The organism is Citrobacter sp. Cpo089, assembly GCF_030332695.1.
Classification (GTDB): Bacteria; Pseudomonadota; Gammaproteobacteria; order Enterobacterales; family Enterobacteriaceae; genus Citrobacter; species Citrobacter portucalensis.
In genome coordinates this window covers 146,264-162,763 of the sequence record NZ_JAOWHJ010000067.1, presented here as the reverse complement: position 1 = coordinate 162,763, position 16,500 = coordinate 146,264, and the positions used below count along the sequence as shown (strand labels likewise).

Annotated in this window: 17 protein-coding genes, 1 pseudogene and 1 other annotated feature; of the genes and pseudogenes, 7 read left to right on the top strand and 11 right to left on the bottom strand. The window is 50.3% G+C overall.

Going from position 1 to position 16,500, the window contains the following annotated elements; all coding sequences use genetic code 11:
• Positions 1-21: 21 nt before the first annotated feature.
• From yciA to OGX92_RS16560, 4 genes and pseudogenes are all read right to left on the bottom strand, one after another.
• Positions 22-423 carry an acyl-CoA thioester hydrolase YciA gene (gene yciA, locus OGX92_RS16575; protein ID WP_003020670.1) on the bottom strand — a complete coding sequence of 134 codons (402 nt, stop codon included), beginning with the start codon at positions 421-423 and terminating at the stop codon, positions 22-24.
• Between the two features lie 165 nt (positions 424-588).
• Entirely contained in the window at positions 589-1,128 is a 540-nt protein-coding gene (locus tag OGX92_RS16570; RefSeq protein WP_003020667.1) for a septation protein A, read from the bottom strand.
• 54 nt (positions 1,129-1,182) lie between these two features.
• Entirely contained in the window at positions 1,183-1,926 is a 744-nt protein-coding gene (locus tag OGX92_RS16565; RefSeq protein ID WP_003020663.1) for a YciC family protein, read from the bottom strand.
• 28 nt (positions 1,927-1,954) lie between these two features.
• A pseudogene (locus OGX92_RS16560) lies at positions 1,955-2,032 on the bottom strand (YkgJ family cysteine cluster protein); the annotation flags it as partial.
• 299 nt (positions 2,033-2,331) lie between these two features.
• Between OGX92_RS16560 and ompW the strand changes: the two are divergent.
• Both ompW and OGX92_RS16550 read left to right on the top strand, forming a co-directional pair.
• Complete coding sequence (gene ompW / locus OGX92_RS16555) at positions 2,332-2,970, top strand: outer membrane protein OmpW (RefSeq protein WP_003833354.1); 639 nt, start codon at positions 2,332-2,334, stop codon at positions 2,968-2,970.
• Between the two features lie 426 nt (positions 2,971-3,396).
• Positions 3,397-4,113: a YebC/PmpR family DNA-binding transcriptional regulator gene (locus OGX92_RS16550; RefSeq protein ID WP_063940825.1), complete on the top strand. Its 717-nt coding sequence runs from the start codon at positions 3,397-3,399 to the stop codon at positions 4,111-4,113.
• Positions 4,114-4,546: 433 nt separating this feature from the next.
• Here the strand turns inward: OGX92_RS16550 and OGX92_RS16545 are convergent, their stop codons facing one another.
• Positions 4,547-4,984, bottom strand: coding sequence for a hypothetical protein (locus tag OGX92_RS16545; protein ID WP_240389314.1), 438 nt, complete (start codon positions 4,982-4,984; stop codon positions 4,547-4,549).
• Between the two features lie 259 nt (positions 4,985-5,243).
• Here OGX92_RS16545 and OGX92_RS16540 point away from each other — a divergent pair, with 259 nt between their 5' ends.
• A complete protein-coding gene (locus OGX92_RS16540) occupies positions 5,244-5,519 on the top strand; it encodes a hypothetical protein (RefSeq protein ID WP_063940823.1) in 276 nt (91 codons plus the stop codon).
• 186 nt (positions 5,520-5,705) lie between these two features.
• The gene (locus tag OGX92_RS16535) at positions 5,706-7,178 is read left to right on the top strand and encodes a GGDEF domain-containing protein (protein WP_286586841.1); all 1,473 of its coding nucleotides are present in this window, start codon (positions 5,706-5,708) and stop codon (positions 7,176-7,178) included.
• A gap of 32 nt (positions 7,179-7,210) precedes the next feature.
• Here OGX92_RS16535 and trpA read toward each other — a convergent pair whose 3' ends face one another.
• The 6 genes from trpA to trpL all read right to left on the bottom strand — a co-directional run bounded on the left by trpA (position 7,211) and on the right by trpL (position 13,879).
• Complete coding sequence (trpA, locus tag OGX92_RS16530; RefSeq protein ID WP_063940822.1) at positions 7,211-8,017, bottom strand: tryptophan synthase subunit alpha; 807 nt, start codon at positions 8,015-8,017, stop codon at positions 7,211-7,213.
• Positions 8,017-9,210: a tryptophan synthase subunit beta gene (gene trpB / locus OGX92_RS16525; protein WP_003020645.1), complete on the bottom strand. Its 1,194-nt coding sequence runs from the start codon at positions 9,208-9,210 to the stop codon at positions 8,017-8,019. The genes trpA and trpB overlap by 1 nt, the downstream gene beginning before the upstream one ends.
• A 10-nt stretch (positions 9,211-9,220) precedes the next feature.
• Entirely contained in the window at positions 9,221-10,582 is a 1,362-nt protein-coding gene (gene trpCF / locus OGX92_RS16520; RefSeq protein WP_482889981.1) for a bifunctional indole-3-glycerol-phosphate synthase TrpC/phosphoribosylanthranilate isomerase TrpF, read from the bottom strand.
• Positions 10,583-12,178 (bottom strand): bifunctional anthranilate synthase glutamate amidotransferase component TrpG/anthranilate phosphoribosyltransferase TrpD, encoded by a 1,596-nt coding sequence (gene trpD / locus OGX92_RS16515; RefSeq protein ID WP_003020639.1) that lies wholly within the window; start codon positions 12,176-12,178, stop codon positions 10,583-10,585.
• Complete coding sequence (locus tag OGX92_RS16510; RefSeq protein ID WP_279275902.1) at positions 12,178-13,740, bottom strand: anthranilate synthase component 1; 1,563 nt, start codon at positions 13,738-13,740, stop codon at positions 12,178-12,180. Before OGX92_RS16510 ends, trpD begins: the two co-directional genes overlap by 1 nt.
• A gap of 23 nt (positions 13,741-13,763) precedes the next feature.
• Positions 13,764-13,858 (bottom strand) — a sequence feature (Trp leader region).
• The gene (gene trpL, locus OGX92_RS16505) at positions 13,835-13,879 is read right to left on the bottom strand and encodes a trp operon leader peptide (RefSeq protein ID WP_012905981.1); all 45 of its coding nucleotides are present in this window, start codon (positions 13,877-13,879) and stop codon (positions 13,835-13,837) included. It overlaps the preceding feature by 24 nt.
• A gap of 135 nt (positions 13,880-14,014) precedes the next feature.
• On the opposite strand from trpL, the gene rnm reads away from it, so the two are divergent.
• The 3 genes from rnm (at position 14,015) to rluB (ending at position 16,486) form a co-directional block, all read left to right on the top strand.
• A complete protein-coding gene (gene rnm, locus OGX92_RS16500) occupies positions 14,015-14,893 on the top strand; it encodes an RNase RNM (protein ID WP_286586839.1) in 879 nt (292 codons plus the stop codon).
• Complete coding sequence (locus OGX92_RS16495) at positions 14,890-15,510, top strand: L-threonylcarbamoyladenylate synthase (protein WP_003833336.1); 621 nt, start codon at positions 14,890-14,892, stop codon at positions 15,508-15,510. Before rnm ends, OGX92_RS16495 begins: the two co-directional genes overlap by 4 nt.
• Before the next feature lie 100 nt (positions 15,511-15,610).
• Entirely contained in the window at positions 15,611-16,486 is an 876-nt protein-coding gene (gene rluB, locus OGX92_RS16490) for a 23S rRNA pseudouridine(2605) synthase RluB (protein ID WP_003020625.1), read from the top strand.
• Positions 16,487-16,500: the final 14 nt, after the last annotated feature.

Sequence of the window (16,500 nt, the reverse complement as noted above, 5' to 3'; positions counted from 1 at the left end):
TAGCATTACTGGCGTGTGCTATCAGGCCAACGTGGGAATTGGACGCGGTTTCCCGTCTTTATCAACGGCAACGTAGATAAACAGAGCTTCGGTGGCTTTATAGCGCTGCCCAATAGGTTCAGAAGCGACTTTCTTCACCCAAACTTCAATATTGATGCTGATTGAGGTTGTCCCGCGTTTCACACAGCGCGCGTAACAACACACTACATCACCTACGGCGACCGGCCGCAAAAAGCTCATTCCTTCAACCCGCACCGTTACCACACGACCATGTGCGATCTCTTTGGCCTGAATCGCGCCACCTATATCCATTTGTGACATCAGCCAACCGCCAAAAATATCACCATTCGCGTTGGTATCTGCAGGCATGGCCAGAGTACGTAAAACTAGTTCACCCTGGGGAGTGTTATTCGTTGTTGTCATTGTAGAACCGACTATAGAGAAAGATTACAGGCGCGATGCTACTAGAATTTGTGCGTTGAGAATAGAGGGGATGCGGCGTGCAGAGCAGATGTAAGCCAGGTTGTCAGCACAATGGAACGCGAGGGGATAAAAATTCGCCAGATCCGCAGATCTGGCGAGCATGTATTACGATTTATCTTCTTGCGGCAGATGACGGTAAATATAGACTCCACTCAGCAGCGTAAAGAATAAAGTCAGGGCGGTCAGGCCGAACACTTTGAAGTTGACCCAAATGTTCTGCGGTAGCCAAAATGCAATATAGATATTCGCCAGACCACACAGGATGAAAAAGACGGCCCAGGCTAAATTAAGTTTCGACCACACCGGCTGCGGCAGGGTCAGCTCTTTACCTAACATGCGCTGAATTAGCGGCTTTTTCATTACCCACTGGCTAACCAACAGAGCACCAGCAAACAGCCCGTAAATCACCGTTACTTTCCACTTAATGAATTCATCGTTGTGGAAAAAAATAGTCAGGCCACCAAATACGGCCACCAGGACAAAGGTGATTAACGCCATCTTCTCGACCTTGCGATAGCGAACCCAGCTGTAAATCAACACTACAGCCGTCGCGACAATCAGCGCCGAGGTCGCCGCATAGATGTCATAAAGCTTATAAAAAGCAAAAAAGACAACCAGCGGTAAAAAATCAAGAAACTGCTTCATTCTTCGATTCCGTCATCAAAAGCACCGGGTACAAGCCCGGAATGCGTTCAGGGTTTATTGGCGAATCAGCATGTACAGGCGGAACAAATAGATCAGCAACACGGCGGAGATCATATTGCTCAGCGTATTCGCCAATACCGCGCCTACATTCGGCGTAAGTACTGCAAAACTTGGCGCAAAAAGCAACAGCAGCGTTTTTGCCAGCAACCAACCGATCACTGCCGGCGCAACCAGTCGCATATTCGACCACGCCAGACGCATACTGTTGCGCATCGCGGCAAAGACACCCATTTTGTCCTGTACCAACATCACAGGGGCGAGTGCCAGCAGGATCGCCAGCAGAATACCGGGTACAACAACCAGCATAATACCGATTTGCACCAGCAGAGTAGTCAGAAAAATCAGAATAAACAGCTTCGGTAACACTGGCGCACTGGCGCCGATGGCACGTAATGCGCTGACGCGATGACCTGCTGAAATCAGCTGAATCATCAGGATGACACCCCCGGCGAGGATGGCATTACCAATCAGACCGGAAAACGTCGACGCTGCGGAAGCGCGTAGCAAAATTTGCTGTTGCTCCGGGGTCATGTTTTGCACCAGATCGAACAGCCCCACGCTGCTGGTTAACTGATCGCCTTCACTGAGTTGCGCAATTTGTGCGTCAGTGGGGGAAAAGGCATGCCCTAACACCACTGTGATAAACGCGCACAACAACGATACCAGCAAGATGGTAATGAATTGATTACGGAAAAAGTTTCCCGTGTCACGGTAAACGGATTTCGCCGTGATAGACATGCACTCTCCTTGAGTTTTGCAGGTGTTCATTTGCGGGCAATTGTACCCTGGATAACTCTACAGTGGCAGCATCGCGCGATGTATGGAAAAGCATATCTTTGTAAAGCTGCAGTAATTTTTGGCTATGACTTCAGCGTCGAGCATGAACGCTGTTTGTTATCTGCGCATCACGCGCAGATATCCATCATCCATCACCCATCAGCAATGAGCTGGAGGTACTTGCACATTGAAAATATATCAAAATTGATCTGAATTAATTTAACCAGGATTTTGAATGCAAGTTCTAACTTAATCTGGATCAATAAATGTTAAATTATCAAAGTCAATGTGATCCATGTTAGATCACTTATTACTCCAATGTGGGTATATTCGTTCCGCTTTTATAACCATAACGATGGAGCGGACATGAAAAAATTAACAGTTGCAGCATTGGCTTTAACAACTCTTCTCTCTGGTAACGCATTTGCGCATGAAGCTGGAGAGTTCTTTATTCGTGCAGGTTCTGCCACCGTCAGGCCGACGGAAGGTGCAGGTGGTACGCTGGGCAGCTTAGGTGGCTTTGATGTCAGCAATAACACGCAGTTGGGTCTGACATTTACCTACATGGCAACCGACAATATCGGTGTTGAATTACTGGCAGCTACGCCGTTCCGCCATAAAATCGGTACTGCTGCAACGGGTGATATTGCCACCGTACATCATTTACCGCCGACGTTAATGGCGCAGTGGTACTTCGGTGACTCCAGCAGTAAACTGCGTCCGTACGTAGGTGTTGGGGTGAACTACACGACCTTCTTCGATGAAGGCTTTAACGATAACGGTAAAGAAACAGGGTTATCGGACCTGAGTCTGAAAGATTCCTGGGGCGCAGCAGGGCAAGTTGGTATGGACTATCTGATTAACCGTGACTGGCTGATTAACATGTCGGTGTGGTACATGGATATCGACACCACCGCAAGCTATAAAATGGGCGGTGTACAGCAGCGAGACAGCGTACGCCTTGATCCGTGGGTGTTTATGTTCTCTGCGGGTTATCGTTTTTAAGTTTTTCTGCAAACCCCCTGCAAAACTGGTCATCAAATGGCCAGTTTTTCCATTCTTTTCCACAAGTGTCGTTGTCTTGAGCGGCCATTATTTTGCGCCTCTGGCCTGACAAAATTTGTGTGTCGATACCTCGCTATAAGCTGTACTGCGCTAACTTTAATAGCAAGTGTGTTTATCTGGAATATCACTTTTGTTTCTCTTTTCTTATGCATTATTGTTGCGGTTCATTTATTACGCACAAAAAACCTGAAGATAGTCAGGGGATAATTTATCCAAAATGTTAACTATTAATAAAATTAAAGTAACATATCGTAAAATTTGGATATTTTATTTTTCATGGACGAGGATTTATACGTCATGATATAATGTAATGCTAGGTTATTTACCTGTCGGCTATGTAAATGAATTTTTGAGGAGATCATTCCAGTGGGACGTAAGTGGGCAAATATTGTTGCTAAAAAAACAGCTAAAGACGGAGCAACGTCTAATGTATATGCAAAATTCGGTGTAGAAATTTATGCTGCTGCTAAACAAGGCGAACCAGACCCAGAATTAAATACATCTTTAAAATTCGTTATTGAACGTGCTAAACAAGCGCAGGTTCCAAAACACGTTATTGATAAAGCTATCGATAAAGCCAAAGGCGGCAGCGATGAAACGTTCGTGCAAGGGCGTTATGAAGGCTTTGGTCCCAGTGGCTCACTGATTATCGCTGAAACATTGACTTCAAATGTTAACCGTACGATTGCTAATGTCCGCTCAATTTTTAATAAAAAAGGCGGGAATATCGGAGCAGCTGGTTCTGTCAGCTATATGTTTGACAATACCGGAGTGATTGTATTTGAAGGGACAGATCCTGACCACATTTTTGAAATTTTGCTTAATGCTGAAGTAGATGTTCGTGATGTAACCGAAGAAGAAGGAAACATCGTTATTTATACGGAATCTACAGATCTTCACAAAGGCATTGCAGCTTTAAAAGCCGCAGGGATTACTGAATTCACTACCACAGAATTAGAGATGATTGCTCAATCAGAAATTGAACTTTCACCAGAAGATTTAGAAGTCTTTGCAGGGCTTGTTGATGCCCTTGAAGATGACGATGATGTTCAAAAAGTATATCATAACGTTGCAAATCTCTAATGATAGATTAAAAGAATCTGTCATTATGGCAGATTTTTTTAACTCATAGGGTTGTTATGAAGAAGAATGTCTGGCCAGATATGTTTATTCTAAAAAATAGATAAAAACCACTATCTTAAAAAAGAAAATGTAATAATTAAAATCACTGGCCTTAACTTCTTAGGTACGCGATAAACGTTATACGTCCAATACGCCCCGCGATATCCTGAATCCACTCAGCGCTGCTATGAACAATTGAGATGTTAACTCCATCATTCCAGGTCATCCTGATGCAAGCACAACGTGAGTTCCTCGCTTATCGCTGTCCCGACATTATGAGTGAAGCTTTTCATCAGACTTTTCATCAGATAGTCTGGTCCGCTTCACGCTCAGAGTCGTCCTGCGATTGACAGTCTCAGGCAGTATGGAAACAATGTGTACAAGTACACTGTTATTACAAACTCGGATATTTTCCATCGTCATCAACTAAAAAGATCTGAGATAGATACCAGGTATCATTTTCTTTGGACAATTGATATTCATAAATAGGTGAATAATACTGCCTTGATAATTTGGTCGTTACGACCGCTATTTTTTCAGTAATCTGAACCGATATGATCTTCTCTTGCTCAGGGTCATGACTAGACTCAGAACCAAAAGCTATAGGCTCGCCCTGAAAACCAGGTTTTGTATATTTTTTCAAAAGCTCATTCCAACCCTTCTGGGCCTGGAGCATAACTTCTTGCTTTCCATCGTTCTGATTTCTCAGGAATGACTGGTCATTCCAATATTTATAATCCCTCTGGAAAGCGGTGACTACCTGTTCCGGAGTATTTGCCAGTATGTCCCCAGCGCTTAAAAATCCAACGCTTAACACAACTAATTTAATCAACAGATGTCTCAACAAGTTCACCCATATTTGGTATGCTTTAAAGCAGTGTCTCGCAAGGGACTTTTTGAAGTCAACTTAATTAATAGCTGCACAACCAGGATGATTGAACTGTATAGATTCCGAGCATGCCTGACAGTAGTTAGCAACCAGGAAACATTCCCCTCGTTCTTCATTTAAACATTCTGGGGAAAACATCGTGCCTTTCTCCCCTTTGATGTAGTGCTACTCTTTAAGCAAACCAACTTTGAGGGTATTGCTGATGATGTTGACCCGCCATCTGCTACAGCAAAAAATCACACTTCTGGAACCGTTCTCCGAAGATCAAACGGCAGCGTTTGCCGTGAGTGCTGCACGTGAGTTATTACTTTACATGGATAAAATTGAGGTGCTGGAGAAAATTATTGCGACTCCAGTTACACTACCTTATTGCAGCGCAAGTCCGGTTTGCGAGATTGAGGCGGGCTATGCCGCAGGCGTAAACGACTGCCGCGAGGCCATCCGGCGGGCAGGATATCCTATCGAAGGTGATGATTAGTTTGCATTTATGTTAACAAATATGTGATTTTATTGTATAAATATGTAATCTAAGCGCGCGACTGCGGGCTACATCAACTTACCTGCTTCGGAGTGGCAAACATTCTCTATCAACGTACAACGCTGTTATGCAACAACATAAACGGGTAACCGATTTGGCAATACTGTTAACTATCAGGGTGGACTCGTGAAGATTGTGCAGGATAAGCTCAGAAACAGGCAGGCACTGCTGGTATCAGGGCTCATTACGTTGATATTTACTTCGTTGTTTCTGTTTATTATTTATGAACAGCGAATGGCCGCTGCCAGCGAAGGTGTCAACCGCCTGCAAGCGCGCATGATGGACATTTTTAACGATAACGAACTGATCGCCGATGCGATTGGTGAGCGTTATCACCATATCAAAACGGGGGAACAATGCGGCGATATTTCAAAATTTGTTCTCCGGGATGAGGATGAATGGGGAATTAACGCCGATCCAAAGCGACTGCATTCGGCGACGGGGACAATGGTTGCCCAGCAAACCAGTCACAACGCGCTGTGTATGTATACGGCGGCTGAATTTATTCGCGGTATGGTCAATGAGCTAAACCCGGGCAGCTTCGATGCACATCGTTATATCATCGCCAAAAATTCAGATTATTTTTACTGGTTTATGGCTTCCGATTCACGCAATTTCAGTTTCTCAAATTCTGAAATGGCGCGGGATATCACTCAATTTTTCTACCCGCCCGTCGATTTCTATACCCGATTACTGCAAAAAAACGTCAAAAACAAAGCCCTTAGTTCGACGAATTTTTATACCGATAAAATTACCGGTGAAAAAGCTTACAGCGTGGTGAGTTATATCTACGATCTGTCTGGCAAAGAGATATCAGACCAAATCGTAGCCTATCTGGTCTATGACCATTCAAAGCCCGAATTGCAGGAAGCGTTAGCCCAGGCATTTGACAACCAAATTCCACCGGAGCTGAACGTGGAGTTGGTGAATTTAACAAACAATGAGAGTCTCTGTTTATCCGGCAAATGTACAAGTCAATCCCGCTTTATGGTGCGCAATTTTTCGGAGAAATATGCACTGCACTATTCGCTATCATTAGGTCGTTTTATGGTACGCGACACACATGCTGGGATCGTGATTCTGCTGGCGCCGTTCTTTTTCATCATGATCAGTTTCTCACTCAAATCATGGCTGAATGAAAGCGACCTCAAGGTTTATATCGATACTCTGACCGGCTGTTTTAACCGCCGAATACTCGACATTATCAAGCGTCGGGATTTATCACACTGTTCGGTGGTGCTACTGGACTGCAATAAATTCAAGGCCGTCAATGATACCTGGGGCCACGCGGCAGGCGATCGCGCGCTGCAAATTATCGCCAACAGGATGCTGTCAAACACCCGCACCAGCCACGATATTGTGATTCGTACCGGCGGGGATGAATTTATGATCCTGCTGTTTCGATCACAGGCAACTGACGCTATAGCAATCGCGCAACGTATTAGCGGGCAGGTGACCAGTCATGTGTTCGTTGTGGACGGCCATACCGTGCCATTGTCAGTATCGTGGGGAATTGCAGAGGTGAACGATGAACTGGATGTGGCCATTCAGAATGCGGATAGCGCTATGTATAGAATGAAGCACACGAAAGAAGGGTGAAACCGCCAGCTGTCACTGGCGGTTGATTTAACTTACTGTTGGGTGGCGGTTTTCATCGCGCTGACAAACGCTTTCAGCTCAGCCAGCATCTGATCCGGTGCCGCAACATTTTTCTCAATGATCTTCACAATTGCCGAGCCGGAAATTGCGCCGGCAGCACCGGCTTCAATAGCACCAGCGACCTGTTCAGGCGCAGAAATACCAAAGCCCTGTAAAGAAGGCGGAGCATCATACTGTTTCAGCTTTTCAACCAGATGATACAGCGGTAATGCCGCACGATTTTCTGCACCGGTCACACCTGCACGTGAAAGCAGATAAGTGTAGCCACGGCCATAAGAGGCAATCTGGCGTAGCAGTTCTTCATCAGCGTTCGGAGGGCAGATGAAAATTGGTGCAATATTGTGGCGGAGCGCTGCAGTTCTGAACGGAGCTGACTCCTCAACAGGCACATCGGCCACTAACACAGAATCCACACCCACTTTTTCGCACTGGGCGTAAAACTCGTCAATGCCCTTGCTGAAGACCAGGTTGGCATACATCAGCAACCCAATGGGAATCGTCGGATGCTTCTGGCGAATCAGCGCCAGCATTTCAAAGCATTGCGACGGTGTAACGCCGGCGGCAAACGCTCGCAGGGTGGCTTCCTGTATGGTCGGACCGTCTGCCAGCGGATCGGAGAACGGAATGCCGAGCTCAAGCGCGTCGGCACCGGCTTCAATCAGCGTATCAATGATTTTCAGTGACTGCTCAACAGACGGATCGCCCAGGGTTACGAAGGGGACAAAAGCGCCTTCTTTGCGGTCCTTCAGCTGTGCAAACAGGTTTTCGTAACGTTCCATCAGATTTCCCCTCGCGCTTTCAGAATATCGTGTACGGTGAAAATGTCTTTGTCGCCGCGACCGGAGAGATTAACCACCAGTAACTGCTCTTTTTCCGGATTTTCACGCATCATTTTCAACGCGTGCGCCAGGGCATGGGAGGACTCCAGTGCCGGAATAATTCCTTCATGCAGACACAGCGTTTTGAAGGCTTCCAGTGCTTCATCATCGGTGATTGAAACATAATCTGCGCGGCCAATGCTGTTCAGGTACGCGTGCTGTGGCCCAACCGATGGGAAGTCCAGCCCTGCAGAAATAGAGTAAGATTCTTCGATCTGTCCTTCTTCGGTCTGCATCATCGGGGACTTCATGCCGAAGTAAATCCCGACACGACCATGTTTCAACGGCGCGCCGTGTTCTCCAGACTCAATCCCGTGACCGCCTGGCTCTACGCCAATCAGACCGACGCTGGTTTCATTGATAAAGTCGGCGAACATACCGATGGCATTAGAACCGCCGCCTACGCAGGCGATAACGGCGTCCGGCAGACGACCTTCTTTTTCCAGAATCTGCGCCTTGGTTTCTTCACCGATCATGCGCTGGAATTCACGCACAATGGTCGGGAAGGGGTGCGGGCCAGCCGCCGTACCGAGCATGTAGTGCGCGGTATCGTAGCTGCCAGACCAGTCGCGCAGCGCTTCGTTACAGGCATCTTTCAGGGTGGCGGAACCGCTGTGAACCGGGATGACTTCAGCACCCATCAGACGCATACGGAAAACGTTAGGCGACTGGCGTTCAACGTCTTTCGCACCCATATAAATACGGCATTTCAGACCCAGCAATGCGCTGGCGAGAGCAGATGCAACACCGTGCTGACCCGCGCCGGTTTCGGCGATAATTTCCGTTTTACCCATGCGCTTCGCCAGCAACGCCTGACCCAGCACCTGGTTGGTTTTGTGCGCGCCGCCGTGCAGTAAATCTTCACGCTTGAGATACAGCGTTGTGTTGGTGCCTTGAGTAATGTTCTGGCACTTGGTCAGTGCGGTTGGGCGACCTGCATAGTTTTTCAGCAGGTCTGTAAACTGCGCCTGAAATTCAGGATCCTTTTGTGCGCTGACAAAAGCTTCTTCCAGCTGGCGCAGGGCAGGCATCAGAATCTGTGGCACATACATACCGCCAAATTCACCAAAGTACGGATTGAGTAATGTTGTCATGTCCTTTTCCTTAATATGCGCGCAGCGTCTGAAAGACCGAAGCCAGAAGACGTGCATCTTTGATGCCCGGCTGTGACTCTACGCCAGAATTGAAATCGAGACCGGCACAGCCGGTTTTTGCCGCGTCAACGCAGTTATCTGCGCCGAGTCCGCCAGCCAGTAAAACGTTATCCAGCGATTGTCCACCTAAAAGTGTCCAGTCGAAGCGTTGACCGCTGCCGCCCTGGCCGTTGTCGAAGACGTATTTATCGACATGCTGATAATCACGGGCTGGCAACGTCTCGCTGACGCTGAGCGCCTTCCAGATTTGTACCTGTGCGGGCAGCACCTCGCGCAGGGCGTCAACATAGACCTGGTCTTCGTTACCGTGCAGTTGCACTGCAGCTAGTCCCAGCTCCGCCGCTGTTGCGCTCACGTCGGTAATATCTGAGTTGCGAAACACCCCGACGTATTGCAGCGGCGCGCCGGTCATGACCTCTCGCGCTTGTTCAACGTTGACCGCGCGCGGTGATGTGGGGACAAAAATCACGCCGCCGTAAATGGCACCCGCTTCGTATGCCGCATTTGCATCCTGAGCCCGGGTTAAACCGCAGACTTTATTCTCGCCGAGCAGTACGCGACGCACGGCGGCGTGCAGATCATCATGCGACATCAGCGCGGAGCCAATCAGAAAACCGTTGGCGAAGTGGCTGAGCTCGCGCACCTGACCATAGGTGTTGATCCCGGACTCGCTGATGACGGTAACACCGTGACCCAGTCGCGGTGCCAGTTGACGGGTACGATTCAGATCAATCGACAGGTCGCGTAAATCACGGTTGTTGATACCAACGACTTTGGCGCCCAGTGCGATAGCACGCTCCAGCTCTTCTTCGTTGCTGACTTCGGTCAGTACGCCCATTTTCAGACTGTGGGCGACGGCGGCGAGTTGACGATATTGCTCATCATTGAGCACCGACAGCATCAATAAACAGGCGTCCGCCTGGTAGAAACGTGCCAGGTAAATCTGGTAAGGATCGATAATAAAGTCCTTGCACAGAATCGGCTGCGGTGCGATGCGGCTGACGATGGGCAGGAAATCAAAGCTCCCCTGGAAATACTTCTCATCGGTCAGTACAGAGATCGCGGAAGCATAATGTTTATAGACGCCAGCAATTTGAGCCGGGTCGAAATCATCACGGATCACGCCTTTTGATGGAGATGCCTTTTTGCACTCCAGAATAAAGGCGGTGCGCGCACCTTGCAGCGCATCGTAGAAATCACGTGAGCCAGGCTGAACATCATTTTGAAAGCTGGCCAGCGGTTGTTGCTGTTTACGGGCTTCTACCCAAATCGCCTTGTCTGCGACAATTTTCGCTAAAACGGTTTGCATCATTTACCCTCTTGCTGCCAGTGCAGTGACGCGGTCATAGGCCGCACCGCTACGCAGTACATTAATCACGGTTTGCGCATTGGCTTTTAAATCTTCTTCACCGTGCAGGCGCATTAACATGGCGACATTTGCGGCAACAGCAGCCTCATGAGCGGCTTCACCTTTACCTTGTAACAAGCGACTAAGAATGTCACGGTTTTCTTCCGGCGTGCCGCCAGCCAGCTGTTCCTGGTGGTAAGGCGTCAGACCAAAGTCTTCTGCCGTCAGTTGATAACTCTTGATTTCCCCATCGTGCAGCTCTGCCACAATGGTCGGCGCATGCAGCGAAACTTCGTCCATGCCACCACTGTGAACCACGGCTGCTCGTTGATATCCCAGCACGCGCAGCGTCTCGGCAATAGGTAGCACCAGTTCCGGGCTGTAAACGCCGATCAGCGCCAGCGGCGGATGCGCCGGGTTAATCAACGGGCCGAGCACGTTAAACAGCGTGCGGGTTTTCAACTGCTGGCGTACTGGCATGGCATGGCGAAAACCGGTGTGATATTTCGGCGCAAACAGGAAGCACACCCCGAGGTCGTCTAGCGCCTGACGGGATTTATCAGCGTTCATATCCAGATTGATGCCAAATGCCGCTAACAGATCCGAAGAGCCAGACTTGCTGGAGACGCTGCGGTTGCCGTGTTTGGCAACTTTCAGTCCGCAAGCCGCCGCAACAAAGGCGCTGGCGGTAGAAATATTGATACTGTTGCTGCCGTCACCGCCGGTACCGACAATATCGGCAAACAGATAATCAGGACGCGGGAACGGCGCGGCATTTTCCAGCAGCGCGGTTGCTGCACCGGCAATCTCATTCGGGTGTTCGCCACGAATTTTCATGCTTACCAGCGCCGCAGCCAGTTGTTCCGGCTTCAGTTCACCGCGTACCACAGCAGAGAACAACTGGTGGCTTTCCTGCTGGGACAGCGTCTGGGCCTGATACAGTTTCTCCAGAATGGGTTGCAGCGTATTGGTTTGTTCAAGCTTCTGTTGCGCCCAGGCCAGCGTTTGTTCCAGCAAACGCGCGCCCTGGGTGGTCAGAATTGATTCCGGATGGAACTGGAAGCCGCAGACACGATCGGTATCGTGACGCACCGCCATCACCATGCCGTTAAAGTGGGCGTTAATGGTCAATCCAGCAGGAACGTTGCTGCCAACCAGTGAATGATAGCGTGCCACCGGCAGCGGATTCGCCAGACCAGCAAACATCGCCTGACCGTCGTGTTCAATGCTGGACGCTTTGCCGTGCAGGATTTCTCCAGCCTGGCCCACATATCCGCCATAGGCCTCAACAATGGCCTGGTGTCCCAGACAAATACCGATGATCGGCAGCTTGCCGCGCAGGCGGGTTAACAGCTCCGGCATGCAACCTGCTTCGCTTGGCGCACCAGGGCCTGGAGAGAGCATCAGCACCGGATTTTTCATCGTTGCTAAGCGGTCAATCAACGTCTGGGCCGGAATATGGTTGCGGTAAATCACCACGTTGTGACCATTAGTACGCAGCTGATCCGCCAGGTTATAGGTAAAAGAGTCGATATTATCGAGCAGCAGAATGTCAGCCATTAGAAGGTCTCCTGTGCGTGGTGCGCGGTAGCGATTGCACGCAGAACCGCGCGCGCTTTATTACGGGTTTCATCGGCTTCAGACTGCGGTACAGAATCCAGAACAATCCCGGCACCGGCTTGTACGGTGGCAATACCGTCTTCCACGAGGGCGGAGCGAATGACAATACAGGTATCCAGATCGCCATGCGCCGTGAAGTAACCTACCGCACCGCCGTAGCTGCCACGGCGACGACCCTCTGCCTCGGCGATAAGCTGCATGGCGCGAACTTTTGGCGCTCCGCTTAACGTGCCCATATTCATACAGGCGCGGTAAGCGTGCAGCACATCCAGATCGCTACGCAATTCGCCGACCACGCGCGAAACCAGGTGCATAACGAAGGAGTAACGATCGACCTTGGTGAGGTCAGCAACATAGCGGCTGCCAGGCGTACAGATGCGCGCCAGGTCGTTACGCGCAAGGTCAACCAGCATCAGGTGCTCAGAAAGCTCTTTATGGTCGGTACGCATCTCCAGCTCGATACGGCTGTCGAGATCGCGATCAAGCGAACCGTCCGCACGACGACCGCGCGGGCGAGTACCAGCAATCGGGTAGATCTCAATCTGGCGGCTGGTGGCATCGTATTTCAGCGAGCTTTCCGGGGAGGCGCCAAACAGCGTGAAATCGTTGTCCTGCATGAAAAACATGTATGGGCTGGGGTTACTTTTCTTCAGCACATAGTAGGCCGCCAGCGGAGATGGGCAGGGCAGCGAGAAACGGCGGGATGGCACCACCTGGAAAATTTCGCCCGCGCGAATCGCCTTTTGCATGCCACGAACTACGGCGCCAAACTCTTCATCGCTCTGATTGCACTCGCAGCGCATCTGTGGGACTTCAGTGACCGGCAATGGCGGCGCAGGCTCGGTAAGCTGCTGGCTCAACTGCGCCAGACGAGCGTTAATACGCTGTTTTTCCGCATCATTAGGGGAAAAAATACTGGCCTGAATACGGGTGCTTTTTTTCTGGTGGTCGATAACCATCAGCGTTTCTGCCAGATAGAAGCAATAGTCAGGGCAACGGTTGCCCGCTTCAAGCTGTGGCAACTCTTCAAAACCGGCAACCAGATCGTAAGAAAACAGACCGCCGAAGAACATCGCTTCACGTTCTTGCGCTGGAACATTCACCAGCTCCTGCAGTAAGCGAAAAGCGTCAAATACGGAAAGAGAACATAAGCGGGCGTCTTCATCCAGCAGCGGGCTGACGGCGGGGAATCGCAGATGACGACCATTCGGCTGTTGTTCGTTCTCAACGCCAGCGGGCAGGGCAGCATCCAGCAGGGGCAGCAGCGATGCGCCGTTTGCGGACAACGCCTGAATAGTGACAGTGTCACCTAGAGCGGTAATGCGTAATGCGCTGTCGACCAGCAGCAGGCTCTTCAGATCGTCTTTGCTGTCGATATCTGCAGATTCCAGCAGCAGTGTTGCTGGACGTGCGCCACACACCTGATGAAACAGCGCCGTCGGATTCTCACGGTAGGCGGCATCGCAGGCAAGCAGTTCGAGTGTCGGTTTTTGAGTTTGCATCGTTATTCTCATTAATTTTGTTCAAAAAAAAGCCCGCTCATTTGGCGGGCCGGGTATCTGGTTGCATATTGCAGACGTAAGACACTGCCCGAAATCAGGAAGTGCGCCACCAACCGTGCAGAACAAATGTTGCTTTCATCTCAGATACCTTCTTCATGTGAACTTGCGTACTAGTTAACTAGTTCAATGGAATAAAGTCAACACCTGATTTCAGTATATTTGTCGAAACCGCTATGATGGGCGTGATACGACATTTATTGAAACGGGAGCCGCCTTGAGCGACACGAATTACGCAGTGATTTATGACCTGCACAGTCATACTACAGCCTCCGATGGGCGGTTAACGCCAGAAGCCTTAGTACACCGTGCGGTAGAGATGCGAGTCGGTACACTGTCGATCACCGATCATGACACCACGGCCGGCATTGCGGCGGCAAGAGAAGAAATTTCACGTTCAGGTTTAGCCTTAAATTTAATCCCTGGCGTCGAGATATCAACGGTCTGGGAAAACCATGAGATCCATATAGTGGGTCTGAACATTGATATCGCCCATCCCATGATGTGTGAGTTTCTGGCGCAACAAACGGAACGTCGTCAGCAGCGTGCGCGCCTGATTGCCGAACGACTCGACAAAGCGCATATCCCCGGCGCGTGGGAAGGGGCGTTACGCCTGGCTGATGGCGGGGCGGTTACGCGGGGCCATTTTGCGCGTTTCCTGATGGAATGCGGAAAAGCCACAACCATGGCGGATGTCTTTAAAAAATATCTTGCCCGTGGGAAAACCGGTTACGTTCCGCCACAGTGGTGTACAATAGAACAAGCTATTGATGTCATTCATCATTCTGGCGGTAAGGCTGTTCTGGCTCATCCTGGGCGGTACGATCTTAGCGCTAAGTGGCTGAAAAGACTGGTTGCGCATTTTGCTGAACATCGCGGCGACGCGATGGAAGTAGCACAGTGCCAGCAGTCTCCCAATGAACGCACCCATCTGGCGACGCTTGCGCGTTCGCATCAACTGTGGGCATCGCAAGGGTCTGATTTTCATCTACCCTGCCCATGGATTGAGTTGGGTCGTAAACTTTGGTTGCCCGCAGGCGTAGAAGGCGTCTGGCAACTTTGGGAGCAGCCCGAGATCACAGAGAGGAAAGTATGAGCCAGTTTTTTTATATTCATCCCGAAAACCCGCAGCAGCGACTGATCAATCAGGCCGTTGAAATCGTGCGTAAAGGTGGGGTGATCGTCTATCCAACCGATTCCGGCTATGCGTTGGGCTGCAAAATTGAAGATAAAGGCGCCATGGAGCGCATTTGCCGCATTCGTCACCTGCCGGACGGGCACAACTTTACGCTGATGTGTCGTGACTTGTCTGAACTGTCGACCTATTCGTTTGTCGACAACGTGGCCTTTCGTTTAATTAAAAACAACACGCCGGGCAACTACACCTTCATCCTGAAAGGGACGAAAGAAGTTCCGCGCCGTTTGTTGCAGGAAAAACGTAAGACCATCGGCCTGCGTGTGCCATCGAATCCGATTGCGCTGGCGCTGCTGGAAGCACTGGGCGAGCCGATGCTCTCTACATCGCTGATGCTGCCGGGTAGTGAATTTACTGAGTCAGACCCGGAAGAGATTAAAGACCGTCTGGAAAAACTGGTGGATTTGATTATCCACGGTGGCTATCTCGGTCAGCAGCCGACCACGGTCATCGATTTAACCGACGATTCCCCGGTGGTGTTACGTGAAGGCGTCGGCGACGTTAAACCTTTCTTATAAGGGCGCGAACCGCTATACTACGCGGCCTTAAAATGGCGCTGACTGGCGCCGTTGATTCTCCTGTTCGACGCCTGTGAAGGCGACATCTAAAGGAAGCTCTATGAGCGAAAAGTTACAAAAAGTGCTGGCGCGCGCTGGCCACGGTTCTCGCCGTGAAATCGAATCTATTATTGCCGCGGGTCGCGTGAGCGTTGATGGCAAAATTGCTACGCTCGGCGATCGCGTTGAAGTCACTCCGGGTCTGAAAATCCGTATCGACGGTCATCTGATTTCGGTTAAAGAGTCTGCGGAGCAAATCTGCCGCGTTCTGGCCTATTACAAGCCAGAAGGTGAACTGTGTACCCGTAACGACCCGGAAGGTCGTCCGACCGTGTTCGATCGTTTACCAAAACTGCGTGATGCGCGCTGGATTGCCGTAGGGCGTCTGGACGTGAATACCTGCGGTTTACTGCTGTTTACCACCGATGGTGAACTGGCTAACCGTCTGATGCACCCAAGCCGTGAAGTTGAACGTGAATATGCGGTACGTGTTTTTGGTCAGGTTGATGATGCAAAACTGCGCGATCTGAGTCGTGGCGTACAGCTGGAAGATGGTCCGGCGGCATTTAAAACGATCAAGTTCAGCGGTGGTGAAGGGATCAACCAGTGGTATAACGTCACGCTGACCGAAGGGCGTAACCGTGAAGTCCGTCGCCTGTGGGAAGCTGTAGGTGTGCAGGTAAGCCGTCTTATTCGTGTTCGTTACGGTGATATCCCGCTGCCGAAAGGCCTGCCGCGTGGTGGCTGGACCGAGCTTGACCTCGCGCAGACCAACTATCTGCGTGAACTGGTGGAGCTGAAGCCGGAAACGACATCTAAAGTTGCCGTCGAGAAAGATCGTCGTCGCATGAAGGCAAATCAGATCCGTCGTGCGGTGAAGCGCCACTCACAGGTCGGTAGCAGCCGTCGTCCGGGTGGTCGTAGCAACAACGGTTAATCATGACCAGGCCT

What these genes read in the sequence shown, in the direction of transcription:
- trpCF (WP_482889981.1), bottom strand. Translation starts at nt 10,582, where the DNA reads ATGATGCAAACCGTTTTAGCGAAAATTGTCGCAGACAAGGCGATTTGG.
- rluB (WP_003020625.1), top strand. Translation starts at nt 15,611, where the DNA reads ATGAGCGAAAAGTTACAAAAAGTGCTGGCGCGCGCTGGCCACGGTTCT.
- trpD (WP_003020639.1), bottom strand. Translation starts at nt 12,178, where the DNA reads ATGGCTGACATTCTGCTGCTCGATAATATCGACTCTTTTACCTATAAC.
- OGX92_RS16510 (WP_279275902.1), bottom strand. Translation starts at nt 13,740, where the DNA reads ATGCAAACTCAAAAACCGACACTCGAACTGCTTGCCTGCGATGCCGCC.
- trpB (WP_003020645.1), bottom strand. Translation starts at nt 9,210, where the DNA reads ATGACAACATTACTCAATCCGTACTTTGGTGAATTTGGCGGTATGTAT.
- OGX92_RS16570 (WP_003020667.1), bottom strand. Translation starts at nt 1,128, where the DNA reads ATGAAGCAGTTTCTTGATTTTTTACCGCTGGTTGTCTTTTTTGCTTTT.
- OGX92_RS16540 (WP_063940823.1), top strand. Translation starts at nt 5,244, where the DNA reads ATGATGTTGACCCGCCATCTGCTACAGCAAAAAATCACACTTCTGGAA.
- OGX92_RS16495 (WP_003833336.1), top strand. Translation starts at nt 14,890, where the DNA reads ATGAGCCAGTTTTTTTATATTCATCCCGAAAACCCGCAGCAGCGACTG.
- trpA (WP_063940822.1), bottom strand. Translation starts at nt 8,017, where the DNA reads ATGGAACGTTACGAAAACCTGTTTGCACAGCTGAAGGACCGCAAAGAA.
- yciA (WP_003020670.1), bottom strand. Translation starts at nt 423, where the DNA reads ATGACAACAACGAATAACACTCCCCAGGGTGAACTAGTTTTACGTACT.
- OGX92_RS16565 (WP_003020663.1), bottom strand. Translation starts at nt 1,926, where the DNA reads ATGTCTATCACGGCGAAATCCGTTTACCGTGACACGGGAAACTTTTTC.
- ompW (WP_003833354.1), top strand. Translation starts at nt 2,332, where the DNA reads ATGAAAAAATTAACAGTTGCAGCATTGGCTTTAACAACTCTTCTCTCT.